This is a genomic window from Pseudomonas sp. WS 5146, assembly GCF_012985495.1.
In the GTDB taxonomy this organism is placed as follows: Bacteria; Pseudomonadota; Gammaproteobacteria; order Pseudomonadales; family Pseudomonadaceae; genus Aquipseudomonas; species Aquipseudomonas edaphica.
This window is the reverse complement of the sequence record NZ_JAAQWL010000015.1, coordinates 60,001-83,173: the sequence shown is the minus strand read 5'-3', so window position 1 is coordinate 83,173 and position 23,173 is coordinate 60,001. Positions and strand designations below refer to the sequence as shown.

Annotated in this window: 13 protein-coding genes; 5 read left to right on the top strand and 8 right to left on the bottom strand. The window is 59.4% G+C overall.

Annotated features, from left to right (window positions below; genetic code table 11):
- Positions 1 to 89: 89 nt before the first annotated feature.
- From HBO41_RS27610 to HBO41_RS27575, 8 genes are all read right to left on the bottom strand, one after another.
- On the bottom strand, positions 90 to 1,571 hold the full coding sequence (locus HBO41_RS27610) for a mannitol dehydrogenase family protein (RefSeq protein ID WP_099548262.1): 1,482 nt from the start codon (positions 1,569 to 1,571) through the stop codon (positions 90 to 92).
- A 16-nt stretch (positions 1,572 to 1,587) separates the two neighbouring features.
- Complete coding sequence (locus tag HBO41_RS27605; RefSeq protein WP_017135052.1) at positions 1,588 to 2,691, bottom strand: ABC transporter ATP-binding protein; 1,104 nt, start codon at positions 2,689 to 2,691, stop codon at positions 1,588 to 1,590.
- A 22-nt stretch (positions 2,692 to 2,713) separates the two neighbouring features.
- On the bottom strand, positions 2,714 to 3,544 hold the full coding sequence (locus tag HBO41_RS27600; RefSeq protein WP_017135053.1) for a carbohydrate ABC transporter permease: 831 nt from the start codon (positions 3,542 to 3,544) through the stop codon (positions 2,714 to 2,716).
- A 10-nt stretch (positions 3,545 to 3,554) separates the two neighbouring features.
- A complete protein-coding gene (locus HBO41_RS27595; protein WP_017135054.1) occupies positions 3,555 to 4,445 on the bottom strand; it encodes a carbohydrate ABC transporter permease in 891 nt (296 codons plus the stop codon).
- 166 nt (positions 4,446 to 4,611) lie between these two features.
- On the bottom strand, positions 4,612 to 5,895 hold the full coding sequence (locus tag HBO41_RS27590; protein WP_370589435.1) for a sugar ABC transporter substrate-binding protein: 1,284 nt from the start codon (positions 5,893 to 5,895) through the stop codon (positions 4,612 to 4,614).
- A 317-nt stretch (positions 5,896 to 6,212) separates the two neighbouring features.
- Positions 6,213 to 10,550, bottom strand: a complete 4,338-nt coding sequence (locus HBO41_RS27585) for a dermonecrotic toxin domain-containing protein (RefSeq protein WP_099548263.1) — start codon at positions 10,548 to 10,550, stop codon at positions 6,213 to 6,215.
- Between the two features lie 176 nt (positions 10,551 to 10,726).
- Complete coding sequence (locus tag HBO41_RS27580) at positions 10,727 to 11,644, bottom strand: AraC family transcriptional regulator (RefSeq protein ID WP_099548264.1); 918 nt, start codon at positions 11,642 to 11,644, stop codon at positions 10,727 to 10,729.
- A gap of 72 nt (positions 11,645 to 11,716) precedes the next feature.
- Positions 11,717 to 13,006: a glycosyltransferase gene (locus HBO41_RS27575; RefSeq protein ID WP_099548266.1), complete on the bottom strand. Its 1,290-nt coding sequence runs from the start codon at positions 13,004 to 13,006 to the stop codon at positions 11,717 to 11,719.
- A gap of 158 nt (positions 13,007 to 13,164) precedes the next feature.
- Between HBO41_RS27575 and tpx the strand changes: the two genes are divergently transcribed.
- From tpx to HBO41_RS27550, 5 genes are all read left to right on the top strand, one after another.
- Positions 13,165 to 13,665, top strand: a complete 501-nt coding sequence (tpx, locus tag HBO41_RS27570) for a thiol peroxidase (protein WP_017135058.1) — start codon at positions 13,165 to 13,167, stop codon at positions 13,663 to 13,665.
- A 230-nt stretch (positions 13,666 to 13,895) separates the two neighbouring features.
- Positions 13,896 to 15,200 carry an MdtA/MuxA family multidrug efflux RND transporter periplasmic adaptor subunit gene (locus tag HBO41_RS27565; protein WP_169988515.1) on the top strand — a complete coding sequence of 435 codons (1,305 nt, stop codon included), beginning with the start codon at positions 13,896 to 13,898 and terminating at the stop codon, positions 15,198 to 15,200.
- A complete protein-coding gene (locus HBO41_RS27560) occupies positions 15,197 to 18,298 on the top strand; it encodes an MdtB/MuxB family multidrug efflux RND transporter permease subunit (RefSeq protein WP_017135060.1) in 3,102 nt (1,033 codons plus the stop codon). The genes HBO41_RS27565 and HBO41_RS27560 overlap by 4 nt, the downstream gene beginning before the upstream one ends.
- Positions 18,295 to 21,402, top strand: a complete 3,108-nt coding sequence (locus tag HBO41_RS27555) for an efflux RND transporter permease subunit (RefSeq protein WP_099548270.1) — start codon at positions 18,295 to 18,297, stop codon at positions 21,400 to 21,402. Before HBO41_RS27560 ends, HBO41_RS27555 begins: the two co-directional genes overlap by 4 nt.
- A 122-nt stretch (positions 21,403 to 21,524) precedes the next feature.
- The gene (locus tag HBO41_RS27550; protein WP_236447120.1) at positions 21,525 to 22,937 is read left to right on the top strand and encodes an efflux transporter outer membrane subunit; all 1,413 of its coding nucleotides are present in this window, start codon (positions 21,525 to 21,527) and stop codon (positions 22,935 to 22,937) included.
- The last annotated feature ends 236 nt before the right edge of the window (positions 22,938 to 23,173 follow it).

Genomic DNA, 23,173 nt, shown 5'->3' with positions numbered 1-23,173 from the left:
CTGCGATGCCAGCACCTCGGTCTATCAGTCAAACCCAGGTGATGCTATCGCAGGCAAGCCAGCTCCCACACAAGCCAGCTCCCACATTTTTAATCGGGTGTTTTCAGCAGTTGCTGCAGTGTTGCGGTGACGCCGTTGTCGCGCAAGCTGACAAAGCAACGCTCAAACGCTGCCACAAACTCAGCCGAGTTGGGAATAGCCTTGCCAAAAATCTCTTCCACACCCAGCAGGCGCTGGCTGATCAGCGCATCGTCACTCACCAGCCCTTGGCAGAACTCGGCGCGTGGGTCGGGGATCTTGTAAGTCACGCCGTTTTCATCAACGCCTTTGAGGTACAACGCCCAGGCGGCGACAACCAACGCCGCGCGCTCAGTCTCACGCCCATCGGCAATCAAGCGATTGATGGTCGGTACGGTGAACTTGGGAAACTTCGACGAGCCATCGGAACATACACGCTCCAACTGGTCGGCAATCGCCTGGTTGGAAAAACGATCCACCAGCGTCTGCTTGTACTGGGTCAAATCGATGCCCGGCACCGGCGCCAGGTTTGGCGTGACGTCCAGGTCCATGTAGGCACGCATGTAGGCCACAAACACCGGGTCATTCATGGTGTCGTGCACAAACCGATAACCCTTGAGAAAACCCAGGTAGGTAAGGGCCAGGTGGCTGCCATTGAGCAGGCCGATCTTCATTTCTTCGTAAGGCGTGACGTCATCGGTGAACTGCACACCGACGGTTTCCCACGCCGGGCGGCCGTTAACGAATTTGTCTTCCAGCACCCATTGCACAAACGGCTCGCACACCACCGGCCAAGCGTCGTCGATGCCGTGCTCATCGTGCAGTTGCAGGCGGTGGGCGGTGCTGGTCATCGGCGTGATGCGGTCGACCATGGCATTCGGGAAGCTCACGTTGGCCTTGATCCAGTCATGCAGCTCGGCGTTGTGCAGGGCGGCAAATGCCAGCAGGGCCTTGCGCGTGACGGCGCCGTTGTGCGGCAGGTTATCGCAGGACATCACGGTAAACGCCGGGGTCCCGGCGGTGCGGCGTTGGGTCAATGCGGCGCAGATAAACCCGAACACGGTTTTCGGTGCATTAGGGTGCGCCAGGTCGTGCTGGATCTGCGGCAGGTGCGCCATGAACTCGCCGTTACTGTCATCGATGCAGTAGCCGCCTTCGGTGATGGTCAGCGAGACAATCCGAATCTCAGGGCTGGCCAGCTTGTCGATCAGCGCCTGGGCGCCGTCTTCGGCCAGCAGCATGTCGCTGATGGCGCCGATCACGCGCACTTCGGTGTCGTCGGTGTCGCCCAGTTCATACAGGGTGAACAGGTAATCCTGGCCGGCCAGGTCGTCGCGGGCCTTGCGGTCCTCGCTGCGCAGGCCGACGCCGCAGATGCTCCAGTCCAGGCCAGCGCCGGTATTCATCAGCGCATCGGTGTAATACGCCTGATGCGCACGGTGGAAACCGCCGACGCCGATATGCGCGATGCCCTGGGAGGTGCTCGCAATGGCGTAGGCCGGAATTTTTACTTGCGGCGCCAATTGGGTGAGGTTCTGTTTATTCAGTTTCATCACAAGTCTCGCGAAATCAGGCGGCAGCGCGCAGTGGACGAGCCACGGCCACGCCATCGGTGTCGAACAGATGGCAGTGCGCCGGGTCCAGGTGCAGGTGCAGGGTTTCGCCGTATTGGCTGGCCATGTCGCCACGAATCCGCATGGTCAGCGGCTCGCCGTTGGCGGTGATGACGTGGCAGAAGGTGTCGCTGCCCAGGCGCTCGCCGACGTCGGCGGTGACGGTCAGGGTGGTTTGCCCAGGCGAGGCAATTTCCAGGTGCTCCGGGCGAATCCCCAGGGTCACCGCGCTGCCCACGCTCAAGCTGGCACCGCTCAATGGCAGGCTGATCAGGGTGCCGGCGTCCAACTGCACGTCGCAGCCCTGGCTTTCAATACGGGTGACTTTACCCTTGAGGAAGCCCATTTTCGGCGTGCCCAGAAAGCCCGCCACAAACAGGTTGGCCGGCTGGTGGTACAGCTCCAGCGGCGAGCCGACCTGCTCGATTCGGCCGCTGTTGAGTACCACCACCTTGTCGGCCAGGGTCATGGCCTCGACCTGGTCGTGGGTCACGTAAATCATGGTGGCTTGCAGCTCTTTATGCAGGCGCGCCAGTTCCAGGCGCATCTGCACGCGCAGGGCGGCGTCGAGGTTGGACAGCGGTTCGTCGAACAGGAAAATCTTTGGGTTACGCACGATCGCACGGCCGATTGCCACGCGCTGACGCTGGCCGCCGGAAAGCTGCTTGGGCTTGCGCTCCAGCAACGGGCCGAGTTCGAGGATGCGCGCCGCTTCGCTGACTTTGCTCTCCACCAGCTTCTTGTCGACGCCGGCCAGGTCCAGGGCAAACGACATGTTCTTGCGCACGCTCATGTGCGGGTACAGCGCGTAGGTCTGGAACACCATGGCCAAGTCACGCTTGGCGGGGGTGACTTCGGTGATATCGCGGCCATCGAGTTCGATGGTGCCTTCGGTGACTTCCTCAAGGCCCGCGATCAAACGCAGCAGGGTGGATTTACCGCAGCCCGACGGGCCGACGAACACCACAAATTCCTTGTCGTTCACTTCCAGGTCAATGCCCTTGATGATCGAGAAACCTTCGAAGCCTTTTTGCAAATTCTTGATTTTCAGGTTGGCCATGATGGGCCTCCGCTTGGAATTATTATTTAACTGCGCCGAAGGACAAGCCACGCACCAGCTGTTTTTGGCTGATCCAGCCAAAGATCAGGATCGGCGCACAGGCGAGGGTCGAAACGGCGGACAATTTGGCCCAGAACAAACCTTCGGGGCTGGAGTAAGAGGCGATCAGCGCGGTCAACGGCGCGGCATTCGAGGAGGTCAGGTTCAGCGACCAGAACGCCTCGTTCCAGCACAGGATCAGCGACAGCAGCACGGTAGAGGCCAGGCCGCCCTTGGCGATCGGCAGCAGCACGCGGACCATTTCCTGCCACAGGGTGGCGCCGTCCAGGCGCGCGGCTTCGAGGATGTCCTTGGGGATGTCCTTGAAGTAGGTGTACACCATCCACACCACAATCGGCAGGTTGATCAGGGTGTAGATGATGATCAGCGCAATGCGCGTATCCAGCAGGCCAAGGCTCTTGGCCAGCAGGTAGATCGGCATCAAAACGCCCACTGGCGGCAACATCTTGGTGGACAGCATCCACAGCAAGGTGCCCTTGGTGCGCTGGGTTTCGTAGAACGCCATGGAGTAGGCGGCCGGTACCGAGATCAGCAGGCACAAGGCAGTGGCACTGAACGAAATCACCACCGAGTTCCAGGCGTAGGCGAAGTAGTTGCTGCGCTCGTTGATGTGCAGGTAGTTCTCCAGCGTCGGCGTGAAGATGAACTGCGGCGGCGTGGCGAACGCGTCGATTTCGGTCTTGAAGCTGGTCAGCACCATCCAGAAGATCGGGAAGAAAATCAGGATTGCGATGGCCCAGGCCAACGTGCCAAGCAGCAGGCTTTGCAGGCGGCGGGATTGTTGAAGCGTCATGGCGCGGCCCTCAAGGCTTGTCAGTCAGGTTTTTGCCGATCATCCGCACCAGGATGATCGCCGCGATATTGGCGATGACCACGGCGATCAAGCCGCCGGCCGAGGCCATGCCCACGTCGAACTGCACCAGCGCCTGGTTGTAGATCAGGTAGGCGAGGTTGGTCGAGGCGTAGCCGGGGCCACCGTTGGTGGTGGTGAAGATTTCGGCGAAGACCGAGAGCAAAAAGATCGTTTCGATCATCACCACCACGGCAATCGGGCGGGCCAGGTGGGGCAGGGTCAGGTGCCAGAAGATCGCGATGGCGCCGGCACCGTCCAGGCGCGCGGCTTCTTTTTGTTCCTGGTCGAGGGACTGCATGGCGGTCATCAGCAGCAGGATGGCGAAGGGCAGCCACTGCCACGACACAATGATGATGATCGACAGCAATGGGTAGTGCGCCAGCCAGTCCACGGGTTCGGCGCCGAACAGCTTCCACACGGCGGCGAGAATCCCCGACACCGGGTGGAAAATCAGGTTCTTCCAGATCAGCGCACCGACGGTGGGCATGATGAAGAACGGCGAAATCAGCATCACCCGCACGATGCCGCGGCCCAGGAACTCACTGGCCTCCAGCAACGCGCTGATCAACACGCCGAACACCACGCTGATCAGCAACACGCTGCCCACCAGTAACAGGGTGTTGGTGGCGCCAGGCAGGAAGCCCGAGTCGGTGATGAAGTAGGTGAAGTTTTCCAACCCCACGAATTGGTTTTCGCCAGGGTAGAGCAGGTTGTAGCGGATCAGCGAAAAGTACAGGGTCATGCCCAGTGGCACGATCATCCATAGCAGCAGCATGGCCACCGAGGGGCTGACGAGGAACCAGCCGGGGTTGGCCAGGCGGTTTTTGGGTGTTGTATTCATTAGGATCAAGACCAGTCGGGGGCATGCAAAACTAGAATCGGAGCGCGCTCAATGTGGGAGCTGGCTTGCCTGCGATGGCATCACATCGGTCTGGCTGACCGACCGAGTCGCCCGCATCGCAGCCAAGCCAGCTCCCACACAAAGCATTTATCGCGGTGATGCTGAGTTATTTGGGATAACCCGCCCGCTTCATCTCACGCTCGGTGGTGGTCTGCGCGGCGGTCAAGGCTTGGTCCACCGTTTGCTGACCGGTCAGCGCGCCTGAGAAGAACTTGCCGACCTGGGTACCAATCGCCTGGAATTCAGGAATGGTCACCAACTGGATACCGATATACGGCACCGGCTTGAGCGTCGGTTTGGTCGGGTCAGCGACTTTCAGCGATTCGAGGGTCACCTTGGCAAACGGTGCGGCTTTGAGGTATTCGTCGCTGTAGGTCGATTTGCGCGTGCCAGGCGGTACGTTGGCGATGCCGTCGGTCTTGGCTACCAGTTCGCCGTATTCCTTGGACGTTGCCCAGGTGGTGAACACCTTGGCGGCATCCTTGGCTTTGGAACTGGTCGGGATGGCCAGGCTCCAGGAGTACAGCCACGAGGTGCCCTTGTCGGTCTTCTCGTGCGGCGCGAAGGTGAAGCCGACACTGTCAGCGACTTTGCTCTGAGACTTGTCGGTGACGAACGAACCGGCCACGCTGGCGTCCACCCAGATCGCGCACTTGCCACTGTTGAACAGCGCGAGGTTTTCGTTGAAACCGTTGCTGGAAGCACCCGGCGGGCCGGATTTCTTCATGTTGTCGACGTAGAAGTTCAACGCGTCCTTCCATTCCGGACCGTTGAATTCCGGTTGCCATTTTTCATCGAACCAGCGCGCGCCGTAGCCGTTGGCCAGGGTGGTGATCAGCGCCATGTTCTCACCCCAGCCGGCTTTGCCACGCAGGCACAGGCCGTATTGCTCTTTGCTCTTGTCGGTGAGTTTGGCGGCGAATTCACCGATCTGAGTCCAGGTCGGGTGCTCGGGCATGCTCAGCCCGGCGCCCTTGAACAGGTCGGTGCGGTAGTAGGTGATCGAGCTTTCGGCGTAGAACGGCAGGGCATACAACGAGCCTTTGACCGACAAGCCGTCACGCACCGAAGGGAACACGTCGTCGAGGTCATAGGACGCCGGCAGGTCTTTCATCGGCTCCAGCCAACCCTTGGCGCCCCACAGTGCAGCTTCGTACATGCCGATGGTCAACACGTCAAACTGGCCGCCCTGGGTGGCGATGTCGGTGGTCAGGCGTTGGCGCAGTACGTTTTCTTCAAGCACCACCCAGTTCAGCTTGATGTCCGGGTGCTCGGTCTCGAAGGTTTTCGAGAGCTTCTGCATGCGGATCATGTCGCTGTTGTTGACGGTGGCAATGGTCAGGGTTTGCGCGCCAAAGCTGACGGCGCTGAGGGTCATGCAGGTGGTCATGCAGGTGGAGACAAGCAGTGCTTTTGCTGTGAACTTCATCGCGCACTCCATTTCCGTGCCCAGAGGGCTACAGAATGACAGTTATTGTTGTTGTGTCTTCCCACAAGGTGTCAGGAAGAGTGTGCGTTGATTACAGCCTTGAAATGGGCGTGTGACAAATCCTTGGGCACACTTGAGCTGATACTTTTTTGCACTCGGCAATCGATTGCATGAAACCTTTCAGCAACGCCCGGCCTGGTCAGCCGCTGAACCACCAGGGGCTTGAACCGGGTGATTCAACGGCTTGGCATAAGTGGGGACTGGCGCGTTGAGGTCTACTAGGCCGGTGTGGCAGGTGTAAATGTCTTCCACTCATGATCGTGCGGGCGACGTGGGTTCGGGAATTTCTCCAGAATCCAGTACCTGTCTTTCATGACTTCAAATTGAGTGACGGTGCCCACAGGCGCTTTGACGGGCACGTTCAAGCGTTTTGAGAGTTCTTCCGAAAAGCCGGTGCTGCCTGATTTGCAACTGATCATCCTGATATGGGTAGCCCCGGTCTTTTTCAGCATGGGGGCAATCAATTTTGCAAATGCTTCAGGCGAGTGGGACGCTGCGCCTTTCAGATCGCTTTTGAATGTAGCGCCGCCTTTATCACCATGCCCGATGATGTTTAGTCTGATTTCCGTGCTGCCCACTGTCCGGTCCAGAAAGTACTCATACTGACCGTCTTCCGAGGTCGTAAAAGCAATGCTGTTTTTCAGTTTGTCAGCCTCGGGCAACGCCTTGAAGGCTTTATATTCACCCATGTTATGCAGTTCTTTTGAGGTGTCTTGAACCTCTGCAGTGCCCGCAATTGTTCGGGTCTTTGACGGTCCGAAGCGCTTGGGACGGTAGTCGACTGACACCTCTTCATAGATTGGATTTTGAAGCGTTCCCCAGTTTACTTTTACTTTTTTACCACTCTTCTTTTCCACATGGTTAAAAATATCAATGTCTCTTAATTGGTTGTTCAGCGCTATCTCTGCCAGTTCTTTCCTGGCGGCTTCAGAAAATTCTGGACGCTGGGTTCTGAGTTTTTCAAGGGCTGTTTTGTATATATCTTCCGGGTCCACGCCTACACCAGATATATACCCTACGTCGACTGTGCCTTCATATCCCTTTACCGGGACGCCAGTGAGCGAGTGCAGTTGTGCCGCCAGAGAGTTGTCACCCCCTTTGGCGGAGTAGCACACCAGCAAGCGAACTTCCGGGTAATCTCGAATATTAATGCCCCGACCAAAGAGTTCATTATCGAGTTTTTCAGCCGTATAGACTTGTTCACCTTCAGCGACAATCACCGCTGATTGCTCTCCCTCAGGCTTAGCGGCATGACCAATGATATTCAGCCGCTTCACTTCCTGGCCTTTACGATTGTAAGTGTCTACGTTGGTCTGGATTTCCCCGTCCACAGGTATGATCCTTTCCAGCGGCCCCCCCATCCGAAAGCGCTGTAGGGGCGGGGTGAGCGGTACTGCTTCATCTACCATCACGCTGGCGCCGGTTGCCGGGCTTGTCGACGTAACGGAAGAGGGCTCCGACAATGAGCGTGCCTTGAAGTGGATAAACAACGTTGCCAGGTTGACCAGCAGATCGGTCAGGGCTGCTTGTTTCTTTTGTGCGTCATCGTCGAGCAGGATGCCCAAGTCGCTGATAATGCCTTGAGCCTGCATCATCAAGCCGAGTATGGCGCCGGGGCCGCGCAGCACAGGCAGCACTGAATTGAGCAGCAGGAAACCACCCTCCTTGAGGGATGCCCACCGGCTTTGAGCGTCTGTTGTTGATTGGTGCTCAGCCAGGGTGATCAAGTTCCGGGCATTGGCCTCGTACAGATGCTCCAGCAATTTTCCCTCCTGTAACGTTTGCTGCAGTCGGGTATCGATGGCCAGAGGGTGGGCCTTGTTAAGGGGAACGGACCCCAGGTTCAAACCGAATATCACCAGGTTGGGATGCTTGAAACCGTCGCCGCTGTAGAGTTTTCGAGTGTTTTCATCCGGGAGCCAGGCGAGGATGTCATTTTGCAGCTTGCCTTTGTTCTGTATGGCTTCCAGCAGTGCCTGGCGGGTTGGAAATTGCAGCAGCGGAGCATCGCTGATCAGCGGCCTATACAGAATATGCGGGCCGGTCGTAGTGTCTTTGGGTTCGATCAGATAGGCACCTTCCACCCCATCGGGCTTTCCATTGGCTTGATTATCAAACGCCAGCGGTCGGATGACGATTTCCTTGCCATCAACGACCCTGGGGCCAAGGCCAGGCTTGAACACTTCCTGGATGTACCTGAAACCTGTTGCGTTGAAACCGGACGCTCCCTTGATGCTCAGTTCCAGGGCTTTGAACTGTAGTTCGAGCGGCACTTGCTGAGCGAAAAGTGACTGGCGCTGCGCTTTTTCGCTGGGGTCGTCGAGCAATTGTTTTTTGAGCAAATCCGTATAGGTTTTGCCAATATCGAGCTCGTCAACTAGCTGCTTGAGCACACCTTCTTTTTCCAGTGTGGGCACTCTGACTTTTATTTCTGCACCGTTCTCATCTTTGAGCCCTGTCTTGAAAAAGACTTCTATCTGGCCATTAGGCAGCCCCGATAAGTTATTGAGGAGCATGTCCGTCAGGCTCATGGTTTGCCGGTCAATGAAGCCGGAGTTCAGCGTTCCATAAGGCACTTTGAAGACCACCTCAAGGTTGGCGGCCGCGTGCGCCGTCAGCTTTTGGTTTTCGGGCAGGCTGTCAAATCGATGCTGCGCAAAACTGCGAATGTCCTCAATGCCGCTGTTGTAGCTGCGGCCTTGGTTAGTTTGGTGAGTGCTTGCCAATCCCAGGCTGAGTTCATGCATGACAAAACGTTCGGCTTCGCCGGCTTTGCTCATCCAGTCGGGCAGAGGGATGGTCTCCTTCGTCGAGTCGTCTGTGCCTGAGGGCGTTGAAGGCGCAGACAAACTGTCGCCCAGGTGCTGATCGATGATGATGTCGGCCTGGGCGCTGAACATATTGCCGGTCAGCCTGTCATTCAGAGCACCCAAGCTGTTGAGTTCATCCCAGCTCTTAAACGGGGTGATTTTCCCGCTGGGCTCCACTAATAGAAGAATGTCGCGATTTATGTTCGCCAAGTAGCGATGAATCACCATCTTTGGCGCTGTACCGACCAGGCTATAGACGGTGGCCCCTGATGAGTTGGGGTCAGTTGGGGCGGGGCGTGTGGCTTCTTCGGGATGTCTTGCGACCATGTCTATGGTCTTGCGCTGCTCATCATCCAGGCCGGGTTGTTTCAGACTGGCCAGTTGCAAGTTGCTTCGCAGAATTCGACTAACCAATGCCCTGTGGCTGCCGGTAAAGGCAGCACCCGCATCAGTGCCTCCAGCGAAGGCCGGCTTATCCCAATATTCACCCATGGCCGTTTCGTAGTAGTGGTTCAGTCGAGCCGGCAATGCATTTATGATACTGCTCAACGCTGACAAATCCAGATCGAGCGGGGTGTCGGCAGAGTTGCCCGTCCGTGCCAGCAGATCAGGACGTGTGTCAAAAGCTCTATCGGTGCCTGTGAAGCGCGGGGCCTCCCCACCCGTCAAGTAGTCGAAGACACGTGCCATTAATTGTGTTCGCTTGAATGCACCAGGGGTGTCCGGATCGGGCGTTTCGATAGAGATCTGGTTGACGTCGACGTCCAGTGCGGGGGCCGCCTCCTTTATCCTATCGCTTAGCGCGCGCGCGACCACCGAGTAAACATTGGGCTCACCGGCAAACTGTCGGCGCGCAATGGCGGCCACCGGGTCAGTGGTGGCGGTTGGCGTTTGCGCCGGCGTTGTGGCCGGTTGCGCAGGGTTTGGCGGCGCGAGCTGAGGAATGCCAGCTTGACCCTGCTGGGGAGGAAATTTCCCCGGCTCCCGAACCATCTGAAGTGCGAGGTCCTGCTCTGCTTCGTCCTGCATTTGCCTGGCGTGCCGGTATTCGTGTCGACGGGGGCGTGGTGCGTTGGCGTCAGGAGAAAACACGGAGGGGAACCTCATGTTCTCCTGCAATTGACGGATATCCGCGAGCGTCGCGGCTTTTGTATTGGGAACCTGTACGCCGTAAAAATTACCGACAGCACGCGTAGTGGCGCTGTGTTCGTCTACGTATACAAACGACTTGTTGTCAGGGCTCAGTTTGCGGGCAGCGATCAAAACGTCGACAGTGGCTTGCTCAAAGCCTGTTTCGTAATTGGAAAAGGTCCTGCGCTTGCCGTTAACGGTGCAATCCAGCCAGCCGCTGGGCGTCACTTTCAGGTTTGAAAGATCAATGTGGTTATTTTTTGCAAACGTGGCAAACGGCTCGCTCTTGAGTGTGTGAGTAAGCTGTGCCCAGAGTTGTCCGAACGTGGAGTTGGCGGGAATAGCAGAGACTACCCCGGAGGCGATGGGCTGCTGGCGGCCTGTGCTATTTGAATTGACCTGTTCCATCAAGGCGGTGGCGAATTTTCCGGCCAGGTCGGCGTCCGCCTGGCGTACCAAGGTCTGGGCGGCTTTTTGTACTTCCAGGGAGATTACGTCAGCCGATGTGCTGCGCCGTGTCCGCGCTTTATTCGGTTGCCCCTCAACGGGCGCAGGGGATGGGCTTGGGGGGTGGGCAGCAAAGGTCAGGGGTGAGTGCGTCAGGTAACTTCTCATGGGGCATTCCGATTTGGCGACGTTGGGTGAGCAAGCAGTCAGGCTGCGGGCTGGTAGCTTGTTGGTCGCGAGAAGGAATGTGTTCCGCCCCTTGTATTGCGGGATTTAAACGAGACGGGCGGGAGGCGTATCTCAGCAAATGGCCCATTAAGGCCTGCTGCCCTCGAATTGAAGTGCTAAGCGCCTATCGGCGTCAGGTTCTGATCCGTGAGCCGTTGCACCGCCAGACGTCGGTAATGGGACGGCGTCATGCCCTTGAGCTGCTGAAAACGCCGGTTGAAGTTGGAAATATTGTTAAAACCCGACTCAAAGCACACATCCGTCACGGCTTTGTCGCCATCGGCCAGCAGCTCGCAAGATTTGCTGATGCGTAGCCGGTTAACAAACTCTATAAACGTGCGCCCAGTGGCTTGTTTAAACACCCGTGAGAAATACGTCGGCTTCATCCCCAGGTACTGCGCCACTTCCTCCAGCGACAATTCGCGGGCGTAGTGGGCAAAGATATAGTCCACCGCGCGGTTGGTGCGATCGATGCTGTGCTCGTCGGCCACTTGCGGTGTCGTCCCGCCGGACAGCAGTTGGTAATCCTCACAGGCGCTCAACACCTCCAGCAGAATAAAGAAGTGCCCCAGGCGCGCTATACCTTGGGCGTCTTCGATGCGCTGCATCAGGGTCATGGCTTGGGCGATGGTTTTTTTGCAACGGAACTCGATGCCGTACTGCGCCCGTTCCAGCATCGGCGCCAGCGTCTTGAGTTCGGCAAACACGGGACTGCCCTGTTCAAACAGTTCGTCGGTGAAATTCACCAGCATGTCGCGCTTGGGCACCACCTCGTCTTCCTCCACCTGGCTGATCCAGTTGTGGGGCAGGTTGGGGCCGGTAAGGAATAGGCTTTCGGGGTAGAAGTTACCGATGTAGTCGCCGATAAACACTTTGCCCGAGCTGGCGACGATCAGGTGCAGCTCGTATTCCTTGTGGAAGTGCCAGCGCACCAACGGGCAGGGGAAACCATGCTGGCGATAGATGATGGACAGACCGTTGTGATCGTCCATCAACTCGTAGGAAGGGTCGGTAATGCGCATTGCTCGGGTCATGCTGCCGTCGCTTTATTGTGGTTGCTGCGTAGGATAATGCCCCCTTGCGCGCAACCTCGCTAGCGTCATCCTTTATACGCTGCGGTTTTTTGCCTCGATCCACTGCGACATGTACTGGGTACTTTTATGCGCATGGTGACGCAGCATGCTGCCGGTGAAGTTGTCCCGGCGATGGGCGGCGAGGCGGCTGCGGCAGTGTTCCAGGCAAGCCACCAGGGCGGGGCCATGCAGGCTCTGGTCGTAGCGCCGAGCCAGCAATCGGCGGCCGTCTTGCTGGGCCTGGGTCCAACGCTCGCGGTCTTGATACAGCGCCACGGCGGCAGCGGCCAGGGCCTCGGCACTTTGCTCGATGGTACCGGGCCATGGCTGATCGTCGCCCATGGCCTCGGCGCCAATCGGCGTGGTGATGTTTGGCGTGCCGCAGAGCATGGCATCCATCAGTTTGCCCTTGATGCCGGCGCCGAAACGCAGTGGCGCCAGGCAGATACGGGCCGCGGCCATGACCTGCAGCGCATCTTCAGCCCAATTCATCACGTGAAAACCCTGCGCCGGGTTGTGCAGGGCGGTGGCCTTGGGGGGCGTGTAGGCACCGTAGATATGCAGCTGTGCGCCCGGCAGTTGCTGGCGGATCAACGGCCACAAACTGCTCTTCATCCACAGCACCGCATCCCAATTGGGCGCGTGGCGGAAATTGCCGATGCTCAGGAAGTGCGCGCGGTCTTCAAACGGCGCAAAGGCTTCAACCGGCGGTTCCAGCATCAATGGGCACCAGTGGAGCAGGGCGGCCGGCACCTTGAATTGTTCGGTGAGCAGGCGGATTTCCACATCGGAAATCATCAGGCTGATATCACAGCGGTAAATGGCGGCGATCTCGCGCTTGGCGAGGTCGGTGTCGGCCATCCACTGGAACGCTTCCTGCAGGGCCGGCTTGAACAGTGCGCTGAAGTCGTCACTGTCGGGGTGAGCCTTGAGGTGGGCCTTGAAACGCTGATGGCGCGCATCGCGCAGGCTTTGCAAATCGGAGGTTTCAAGCACGCGCAGGGCATCGGGGCAGCATTGCTCCACACGCCAGCCGAACTGTTCTTCCATCATAAAACGGTCGAACAACACGATATCCGGGGCTAACGCGCGGATAAAATCGTCGAAGCTGCTGTTGTTGAGCTCGATGGCGCACTCGGCGATACCCAGGGCAGGCAAGTCGGCCTTGTGTTCACCAATAGTCGCCGGGCTGCTGAAGGTAATGTCCCAACCCTGGTCCAGAAAGCTCTGCAGAATCTGCATCATATGCCCGCCGGCGGCTGAGGAGCGGGGCTCCGGCCAGACATAACCTATGACCAGGACTTTGGTGGCGGGCTGATTCATCTAAAGCAGATCCTTGAAGGGCGGGCAAAAAACGCGCAATTAAACCACACCTGCGGGGCATGACAATTTGTGTCCGGTGGTAGGTAGTCACTGCACTTTGTGGTTAACTTCGGCCTCTCGAATTCGTTTAACCAAAACCCAGCATAAGGATTCCGTTCATGGCTCAAGTCACCCTTCGTGGTAACCCTGTCCAGGTTGAAGGCGAATTGCCGAAAACCGGTTCCACCGCTCCAGAATTCAATCTTGTCGCCGTCGACCTGTCAGAGGCGACCCTGGAAACGTTCGCCGGCAAGCGCAAAGTGCTGAACATCTTCCCAAGCGTCGACACCCCGACCTGTGCCACTTCGGTACGCAAATTCAACGCCCAGGCCAACGACGTGAGCAACACCGTTGTACTGTGCATCTCCTCTGACCTGCCGTTTGCCCAGAAGCGCTTCTGCGGCACCGAAGGCCTGGACAACGTGCTGAGCCTGTCGGACTTTCGCAACGCCGACTTCGCCGTAGACTACGGCGTATCCCTGGCCGATGGCCCGCTGCAAGGCCTGACCGCCCGTGCCGTGGTGGTACTGGACGAAAACAACAACGTACTGCACAGCGAACTGGTGCCTGAAATCGGCCAAGAGCCAAACTACGAAGCAGCCCTGGCTGTTTTGAAGTAACTGTTTCGGCGCATTACTGTCATTTTGCAGTAGCACGCTTGATGCAAGATTGCGGCCTGGCCTAGTCCAGGCCGTTTTTATTTGCGGCTCAAACGCTTAGCGAAATAGCCAACGGACTAAGCTCAGAAGTTAAAAGTTGTAATCCAAGGTAAATAGCCGGTAAAGGCGCTTTTCTTAATGCGCCCCAGTGCTTATCTTTCAGCCTCCCAAAGAAGAAGCTCTCGCGCCCAATGGTTGATCACTCCATGCAATCCTCCCCCCGCAATTCCCGCCGCTGGCTGTTCGGCCTGCTCGTGCTGTTGGTTATCGCCGGCCTGTGCTGGAAATTCTGGCCCGCAGGCCATACAGATGCCAGCGCGCAGAAACCGGCCGGGCATACCGGCAAGACGGGGATGGCGCGCCCAGGTTTCGGGGGGGCCACCGGCCCGATCCCGGTGCGCGTAGCGCCAGCGGTACTGGGCGAGTTCCCGGTGTACTACAAGGCCTTGGGCACGGTGACCGCGCTCAACACCATTAATGTACGCAGCCGGGTGGGTGGTGAGCTGGTCAAGATCGCGTTTGAAGAGGGTCAGATGGTCAAGGCAGGCGACCTGCTCGCGGAGATCGACCCGCGTAGCTACCAGAACGCCTTGCTCCAGGCCCAAGGCACGCTCTTGCAGAACCAGGCCCAACTGAAAAACGCCCAGGTTGACGTGCAGCGTTACCGTGACCTGTATGCCCAGGACAGTATCGCCAAACAGACCCTGGACACCGCCGAAGCCCTGGTCATGCAGTACCAAGGCACGGTCAAGACCAACCAGGGCGCGGTAGACGACGCCAAGCTCAACCTCGAATTCACCAGGATCCGCGCGCCGATCAGCGGCCGCGTCGGCCTGCGTCAGGTTGACGTCGGTAACCTGGTGGCGGCCAACGACACCACCTTCCTGGCGGTGATCACCCAGACCCAGCCGATCAGCGTGGTCTTCACCCTGCCGGAAAACACCCTCGACACCGTACTCACCCGTTACCACGCCGGCAACAAGCTGCCCGTTGAAGCCTGGGACCGTGGCGATGTGAAGCAGCAGGCGGTCGGCGTGTTGCAGAGCCTGGACAACCAGATCGACGTGACCACCGGCACACTCAAATTCAAAGGCCGTTTCGATAACAAGGACCAGGCGCTGTTCCCCAACCAGTTCGTTAACGTGCACCTGTTGGCCGACACCTTGCACAACGTAGTGCTGGCGCCGTCCGCGGCGATCCAGTTCGGTAACAGCGGCACCTTCGTCTACAAGCTCGACGGTGACAAAAAGGTCAAGATGCAGCCGTTGGTGGTCGGTGATACCGATGGCGATAACACCGTCATCAAGGAAGGCCTGGTGGCCGGTGACCGCGTGGTCCTGGAAGGCACTGATCGCCTCAAGGACGGCAGCGACATTGAAGTGGTCAACGACAGCAGCGAAGTGCCGACCACGCCGACCGAACACCTGCAAGGCAAGCCTGCGGCGAAAGGGGAGACCGGCGCTAACGCCGGCAAGGCGCAAAAGGTCGGTTCATGAACCTGTCGCGACTGTTTATCCTTCGCCCGGTTGCCACCACGCTAAGCATGCTGGCCATTGTTCTGGCCGGCATTATTTCTTACCGTTTGTTGCCGGTCTCGGCCTTGCCCCAGGTGGACTACCCGACCATCCGGGTGATGACCCTGTACCCCGGCGCCAGCCCGGACGTGATGACCAGCGCAGTGACTGCGCCGCTGGAGCGTCAGTTCGGGCAAATGCCCGGCCTCACACAGATGGCGTCGACCAGTTCGGGCGGCGCCTCGGTGCTGACCCTGCGCTTTAACCTCGACATCAACATGGATGTCGCCGAGCAACAGGTGCAGGCCGCGATCAACGCCGCGACCAACCTGTTGCCCAAGGATTTGCCGGCGCCGCCGGTGTACAACAAGGTCAACCCGGCAGATACCCCGGTGTTGACCCTGGCAATTACCTCCAAGACCATGTTGCTGCCCAAGCTCAACGACTTGGTTGACACGCGTATGGCGCAAAAAATTGCCCAGATCAGCGGCGTCGGCATGGTCAGCATCGCCGGTGGCCAGCGCCAGGCCGTGCGTATCAAGGTCAACCCCGAGGCCCTGGCGGCCAACGGCTTGAACCTGTCGGACGTGCGCACCCTGATCGCCGCCTCCAACGTCAACCAGCCCAAGGGTAACTTTGACGGCCCCACACGGGTATCGATGCTCGATGCCAACGACCAGTTGGTCTCGCCCGAGCAATACGCCGAACTCATATTGGCCTACAACAATGGCGCGCCGCTGCGCCTCAAAGACGTGGCACAGATCGTTGACGGCGCCGAAAACGAGCGCCTCGCTGCCTGGGCCAATGAAAACCAGGCCGTGCTGCTCAACATCCAGCGCCAGCCCGGCGCCAACGTGATCGAGGTAGTGGACCGTATCAAGGCGCTGCTGCCGAGCATCACCGATAACCTGCCGGCGGGCCTGGATGTGACGGTGCTTACCGACCGTACCCAGACCATTCGGGCCTCGGTGAAAGACGTACAGCACGAATTGCTGATCGCCATTGCCCTGGTGGTGATGGTGACGTTCCTGTTCCTGCGCCGGGTCAGTGCCACGATCATTCCGTCGATCGCCGTGCCGCTGTCGCTGGTGGGCACCTTTGGCGTGATGTACCTGGCAGGCTTCTCCATCAACAACCTGACGCTGATGGCCCTGACCATCGCCACCGGGTTTGTGGTGGACGATGCCATCGTGATGCTGGAGAACATCTCGCGCTACATCGAGGAAGGCGAGACGCCCATGGCGGCTGCGCTCAAGGGCGCCAAGCAAATCGGGTTCACCCTGATTTCCCTGACCCTGTCGCTGATCGCGGTACTCATTCCGCTGCTGTTCATGGCCGATGTGGTCGGGCGGCTGTTCCGCGAATTTGCCATCACCCTGGCGGTGGCGATCCTGATTTCCCTGGTGGTGTCCCTGACCCTGACGCCGATGATGTGCGCGCGCTTGCTCAAGCGCGAACCCAAGGAAGAAGAACAAGGTCGTTTCTACAAGGCCAGCGGCGCCTGGATCGATTGGTTGATCGAAGCCTACGGGCGCAAATTGCAGTGGGTGCTCAAGCACCAGCCGCTGACCCTGCTGGTGGCCATCGCCACCTTGGGCCTAACCGTGGTGCTGTACCTGGTGGTGCCCAAGGGCTTTTTCCCGGTACAGGATACCGGGGTGATCCAGGGCATATCGGAAGCACCGCAGTCGATTTCGTTTGCCGCCATGAGCCAGCGCCAGCAGGAATTGGCCAAGGTGATCCTGGCCGACCCATCGGTTGAAAGCCTGTCGTCCTATATCGGTGTGGATGGTGATAACGCCACTCTCAATAGCGGCCGTTTGCTGATCAACCTCAAGGCCCACGGCCTGCGCGACGTGAGCGCGGCCCAGGTCATCACGCGCCTGCAACCGCAGATCGACAAGCTGGTGGGCATTCGCCTGTTCATGCAGCCGGTGCAGGACCTGACCATTGAAGACCGCGTGAGCCGCACCCAGTACCAGTTCAGCATGTCCTCGCCGGACGCCGACCTGCTGGCGCTGTGGAGCGACAAGCTGGTGCACGCCTTGCGCCAGTTGCCGGAACTCACCGATGTGGCCAGCGACCTGCAGGACAAGGGCCTGCAAGTGTTCCTGGTGATCGACCGTGACGCCGCCTCGCGGCTGGGCGTGAGTGTGTCAACCATCACCGACGCACTCTATGACGCCTTCGGCCAGCGGCAGATTTCCACCATCTACACCCAGGCCAGCCAGTACCGTGTGGTATTGCAGGCCCAGTCCGGTGAAACCCTGGGGCCGGCGGCACTCAACCAGATCCATGTGAAAACCACCGACGGCGGCCAGGTGCGGTTGTCGAGCCTGGCGCATGTGGAGCAGCGTCAGGCGCAACTGGCAATCGCGCATATCGGCCAATTCCCGGCGGTGATGATGTCGTTCAACCTGGCCCCTGGCGTCGCGCTGGGCAAAGGCGTGGAGCTGATCAACCAGACCCAGAAGGACATCGGCATGCCGGTGGGCGTGCAGACCCAGTTCCAGGGCGCGGCCCAGGCGTTCGAAGCCTCGCTGTCGAGCACTTTGCTGCTGATCCTGGCGGCGGTGGTGACCATGTACATCGTGCTCGGCGTGTTGTATGAGAGTTACATTCACCCGATCACGATTCTCTCCACGCTGCCATCCGCCGCAGTCGGCGCTTTGCTCGCGTTGCTGCTCAGTGGCAATGACCTGGGCATGATCGCGATCATCGGCATTATCCTGCTGATCGGTATCGTCAAAAAGAACGCGATCATGATGATCGACTTTGCCCTCGACGCCGAACGCAACCAGGGCCTGGACCCGCAAACGGCAATTTATCAGGCGGCGTTGCTGCGTTTTCGGCCGATTTTGATGACCACCCTGGCCGCCTTGTTTGGTGCGGTGCCATTGATGCTGGCCACGGGTTCCGGCGCGGAGTTGCGCCAACCGCTGGGCCTGGTGATGGTCGGCGGCCTGCTGGTGAGCCAGGTGCTGACGCTGTTCACTACGCCGGTGATCTACCTGTATTTCGACCGCCTGGGCCGTCGCTGGCGCAAAGAGCCACAAAGCCTGGAGCCGGCTGAGTCATGAACCTGTCCGGACCTTTCATTCGCCGGCCAGTAGCCACCATGCTGCTGAGCCTGGCGATTATGTTGCTCGGTGGCGTGAGCTTCAACTTGCTGCCGGTGTCGCCGTTGCCGCAGATCGACTTCCCGGTGATCGTGGTGTCGGCCAGTTTGCCCGGCGCCAGCCCCGAGGTCATGGCGTCTACCGTGGCGACGCCGCTGGAACGCTCATTCGGCGCGATTGCCGGCATCACCACCATGAGCAGTTCGTCGAGCCAGGGCTCTACGCGGGTGATTCTGGCATTCGACTCCGACCGTGATATCAACGGTGCGGCGCGGGAAGTGCAGGCGGCCATCAATGCATCGCGCAACCTGCTGCCCAGTGGCATGCGCAGCATGCCGACCTACAAGAAGATCAACCCGTCCCAGGCACCGATCATGGTGTTGTCACTGACCTCCGACGTGTTGCAAAAGGGCGAACTGTACGACCTGGCCTCCACCATTCTTTCGCAAAGCCTGTCCCAGGTGCCGGGGGTAGGCGAAGTGCAGATCGGTGGCAGCTCCTTGCCGGCAGTGCGCATCGAGTTGGAACCCAAGGCCCTGGACCAATATGGCGTGGCCCTGGACGATGTGCGCAATACCATCGCCAATGCCAACCAGCGGCGGCCCAAGGGCTCCCTGGAAGACAGCGAGCGTAACTGGCAGATCCAGGCCAATGACCAGCTGGAAAAGGCCAAGGACTACGAGCCGCTGCTGATCCGCTACCAGAACGGCGCGGCCTTGCGCCTGGGGGATGTCGCCAAGATCAGCGATGGCGTGGAAGACCGCTACAACAGCGGCTTCTTCAACAATGATTCGGCGGTGCTGCTGGTCATCAACCGCCAGTCCGGCGCCAACATTATCGAGACCGTCCGGCAGATCAAGGCCCAGTTGCCGGCGTTGCAGGCGGTGCTGCCGTCCAGCGTCAAGCTCAACCTGGCCATGGACCGTTCGCCGGTGATCACCGCGACCCTGCATGAAGCCGAGATGACCCTGCTGATTGCCGTGGCCCTGGTGGTGCTGGTGGTGTACCTGTTCCTGGGTAACTTCCGCGCTTCGTTGATCCCGACCCTGGCGGTGCCGGTGTCGCTGGTCGGCACCTTTGCGGTGATGTACCTGTTTGGTTTTTCGTTGAACAATTTTTCGCTGATGGCGTTGATCCTGGCCACCGGCCTGGTGGTGGACGACGCCATCGTGGTGCTGGAAAACATTTCCCGGCATATCGACGACGGTGTGCCGCCGATGAAGGCGGCGTACCTGGGCGCCCAGGAAGTGGGCTTTACCTTGCTGTCGATGAACGTGTCGCTGGTGGCGGTGTTCCTGTCCATCCTGTTTATGGGCGGCATCGTCACCAACCTGTTCCGTGAGTTTTCCATCACCTTGTCGGCGGCGATCATAGTGTCGCTGATCGTCTCGCTGACCTTGACCCCGATGCTCTGCGCGCGCTGGCTCAAACCGCACGTCAAAGGGCACATGACCGGTTTGCAGCGCTGGAGCCAGAAGGTCAACGACCGCATGGTTGCAGCCTACGCCACCAGCCTGGACTGGGTGCTGCGCCATCGCCGCCTGACCCTGCTGAGCCTGTTGATCACCGTGGGCGTGAACATCGCGCTGTACGTGGTGGTGCCGAAAACCTTCATGCCGCAGCAGGACACCGGGCAGTTGATCGGTTTTGTGCGCGGCGATGATGGGCTGTCGTTCAATGTGATGCAGCCAAAAATGGAAACCTTCCGCAAGGCGGTCCTCAAAGACCCGGCGGTGCTCAGCGTGGCCGGCTTTATCGGTGGCAACAATGGCACTAACAATGCGGTGATGCTGGTGCGCCTCAAGCCGATTGCCGAACGCAAGCTCTCGGCCCAGGCAGTGATCGAGCGTCTGCGCAAGGAAGTGCCGCTGGTGCCGGGCGGACGGCTGTTCCTGATGGCCGACCAGGACCTGCAATTTGGTGGCAGCCGTGACCAGACCAGCGCCCAATACTCCTACATCCTGCAAAGCGGCGACCTGGCTGCGTTGCGCTTGTGGTACCCGAAAGTGGTCGCTGCCATGCGCGAGCTACCGGAGCTGACCGCCATCGACGCCCGCGAAGGTCGCGGTGCGGCGCAGGTGACGCTGGTGGTCGACCGCGACCAGGCCAAGCGCCTGGGCATCGACATGAGCATGGTCACCTCGGTGTTGAACAACGCCTACAGTCAGCGGCAGATTTCTACTATCTATGACAGCCTCAACCAGTATCAGGTGGTGATGGAGGTCAACCCGAAATACGCCCAGGACCCGATCACCCTGAACCAGATGCAGGTGATCACCTCCACGGGCGCGCGGGTGCCGTTGTCGACCATTGCCCATTACGAAAACAGCCTGGCCGACGACCGTGTCAGCCATGAAGGCCAGTTTGCCTCGGAAAATATTGCCTTCGACATGTCGCCCGGCGTAACGGTGGAGCAGGGCACGGCCGCTATCGAGCGGGCGATTGCCAAGGTCGGTTTGCCCGAAGACGTGATCGCCAAGATGGCCGGCACCGCCGATGCGTTTGCGGCGACCCAGAAGGGCCAGCCGTTCATGATTCTTGGCGCGCTGGTGGCGGTGTACCTGGTGTTGGGCATTCTGTATGAAAGCTATATTCACCCGCTGACCATCCTGTCGACCTTGCCGTCGGCCGGTGTCGGCGCGCTGCTGTCGATCTACCTGCTGGGCGGTGAATTCAGCCTGATATCCTTGCTCGGTCTGTTCCTGCTGATCGGCGTGGTGAAGAAGAATGCGATCCTGATGATTGACCTGGCGCTGCAGCTGGAGCGCCACGATGGCATGAGCCCGTTGGAGTCGATCCGCAGCGCCTGCCTGTTGCGCCTGCGGCCGATTTTGATGACCACGCTCGCCGCCATCCTCGGCGCCTTGCCGTTGCTGCTCGGTTCCGGCGATGGCGCCGAAATGCGCCAGCCGCTGGGCCTGACCATTATCGGTGGGCTGGTGTTCAGCCAGATCCTGACCCTTTACACCACTCCGGTGGTTTACCTTTATCTTGACCGCGCGCGCCATCGCTTCAACGCCTGGCGTGGCGTGCGTACCGATGCTGCCTTGGATACTGCGCTATGACCGATTCAACGAATGCCCAGACACTGTGGCGAGGGAGCTTGCTCCCGCTGGGCTGCGCAGCGGCCCCAGACAGTCGACCTCGCCACGCCACACGTATCGGCAAGGGTGTGAAGGGGGTAACGATGCTGTTGTGCGGCGCCTTGCTCAGCGCCTGCGCCATCGGCCCGGATTACAAGCGCCCGGAGGTGGTCGAACCCGCGCAGTTCAAGCAAGCCCAGGGCTGGCGTCAGGCCAACCCAAGCGATTCCCTGGCCCGTGGCGCCTGGTGGGAGTTGTACGGTGACCGTCAACTTAACGAGCTGGTCACGCGCCTTAACAATTCCAACCAAACCGTGGCCCAGGCCGAAGCGCGCTTTCGCCAGGCCCAGGCCCAGGTGCGCAGCGCACGCGGGGCGTTTTTCCCAACGGTGGACTTCAGTGCCGGTAAAACCCGTGCCAGTCAGGGCACCGGCAGCAGTAACGCCAGCCTCAGCAGTTCCAGCAGTGGTATTCGTGACACGCTCAATACCCAGTTGGGCGTGAGTTGGGAGGCCGATGTGTGGGGCAAGTTGCGCCGTGGTCTTGAAGCGAATGAGGCGACGGCTGAGGCCAGTTCCGCGGATCTGGCGGCGATGCGTTTGAGCCAGCAGTCGGAGTTGGTGCAGGACTATCTGCAACTGCGCGTGATGGACGAGCAGACACGTTTGCTGCAGGCCACGCTGGAGACTTATCAGCGCTCCCTGAAGATGACTGAAAACCAGTACCGGGCGGGGGTTTCCGACAAAGCCGCGATTGCTCAGGCACAGACCCAACTGAAGACGACCCAGGCCAGTTTGATCGACTTGATCTGGCAGCGTGCGCAGTTGGAAAACGCCATCGCAGTGTTGATCGGCGAAGCGCCGGCCAACTTCAATCTGGCGGTGAGCAAAGACATACCTGCCTTGCCGCAGATTCCGCTGAGTGTGCCATCGCAATTGCTGGAGCGGCGCCCGGACATTGCGTCGGCGGAGCGCTCAGTGATTGCGGCCAACGCGAATATCGGTGTGGCCAAGGCGGCTTATTACCCGGACCTGACCTTGAGCCTGGCGGGCGGGTACTCCAGCAGCACCTATGCTGATTGGATCAGTTTGCCGAACCGGTTCTGGTCGGTGGGGCCCAAGCTTGCGATGACCTTGTTTGACGGTGGGCAGCGTTCGGCTGAGGTCGACCGTAGTGTGGCGTCTTATGACGAGACGGTGGCCAAGTACCGCCAGACCGTACTGGATGGTTTCCGCGAAGTGGAAAACTATATGGTGCAGTTGAAGGTGCTGGAAGATGAGGCGGTGGTCAGCAATGAAGCCCTGGAGGCCGCGCGTGAGTCCCTGCGCTTGACGCAGAATCAGTACAAGGCCGGGTTGATCGCCTACCTGGATGTGGTGACGGTGCAGGCCACTGCGTTGAGCAATGAGCGCACGGTCTTGACCCTGTTGCAGACGCGGTTGGTGGCAAGTGTGCAGTTGATTGCGGCGTTGGGTGGCGGCTGGGACGGGCAGACGTCTTTGGCTGAGAAGCAGTGACTGGGTAGCTTTTAAAAACAACTCAAGCACCTTCCCAATCAAGGCTGGGCACTGTCACTGTGGCGAGGGAGCGTGCTCCCGCTGGGCTGCGCAGCAGCCCCATAAAACTTGCGGGCGCTGCGCACCCTAGCGGGAGCAAGCACCCTCGCCACAACAGCCCGCACTTGTTACTCCTCGGCACATTGCTGATCAAAATCCGCCCGCGCCTGTTCAATCGCCCACGGCCTGATTTTCAA

What these genes read in the sequence shown, in the direction of transcription:
- HBO41_RS27610 (WP_099548262.1), bottom strand. Translation starts at nt 1,571, where the DNA reads ATGAAACTGAATAAACAGAACCTCACCCAATTGGCGCCGCAAGTAAAA.
- HBO41_RS27605 (WP_017135052.1), bottom strand. Translation starts at nt 2,691, where the DNA reads ATGGCCAACCTGAAAATCAAGAATTTGCAAAAAGGCTTCGAAGGTTTC.
- HBO41_RS27600 (WP_017135053.1), bottom strand. Translation starts at nt 3,544, where the DNA reads ATGACGCTTCAACAATCCCGCCGCCTGCAAAGCCTGCTGCTTGGCACG.
- HBO41_RS27595 (WP_017135054.1), bottom strand. Translation starts at nt 4,445, where the DNA reads ATGAATACAACACCCAAAAACCGCCTGGCCAACCCCGGCTGGTTCCTC.
- HBO41_RS27590 (WP_370589435.1), bottom strand. Translation starts at nt 5,895, where the DNA reads ATGACCACCTGCATGACCCTCAGCGCCGTCAGCTTTGGCGCGCAAACC.
- HBO41_RS27585 (WP_099548263.1), bottom strand. Translation starts at nt 10,550, where the DNA reads ATGAGAAGTTACCTGACGCACTCACCCCTGACCTTTGCTGCCCACCCC.
- HBO41_RS27580 (WP_099548264.1), bottom strand. Translation starts at nt 11,644, where the DNA reads ATGACCCGAGCAATGCGCATTACCGACCCTTCCTACGAGTTGATGGAC.
- HBO41_RS27575 (WP_099548266.1), bottom strand. Translation starts at nt 13,006, where the DNA reads ATGAATCAGCCCGCCACCAAAGTCCTGGTCATAGGTTATGTCTGGCCG.
- tpx (WP_017135058.1), top strand. Translation starts at nt 13,165, where the DNA reads ATGGCTCAAGTCACCCTTCGTGGTAACCCTGTCCAGGTTGAAGGCGAA.
- HBO41_RS27565 (WP_169988515.1), top strand. Translation starts at nt 13,896, where the DNA reads ATGGTTGATCACTCCATGCAATCCTCCCCCCGCAATTCCCGCCGCTGG.
- HBO41_RS27560 (WP_017135060.1), top strand. Translation starts at nt 15,197, where the DNA reads ATGAACCTGTCGCGACTGTTTATCCTTCGCCCGGTTGCCACCACGCTA.
- HBO41_RS27555 (WP_099548270.1), top strand. Translation starts at nt 18,295, where the DNA reads ATGAACCTGTCCGGACCTTTCATTCGCCGGCCAGTAGCCACCATGCTG.
- HBO41_RS27550 (WP_236447120.1), top strand. Translation starts at nt 21,525, where the DNA reads ATGCTGTTGTGCGGCGCCTTGCTCAGCGCCTGCGCCATCGGCCCGGAT.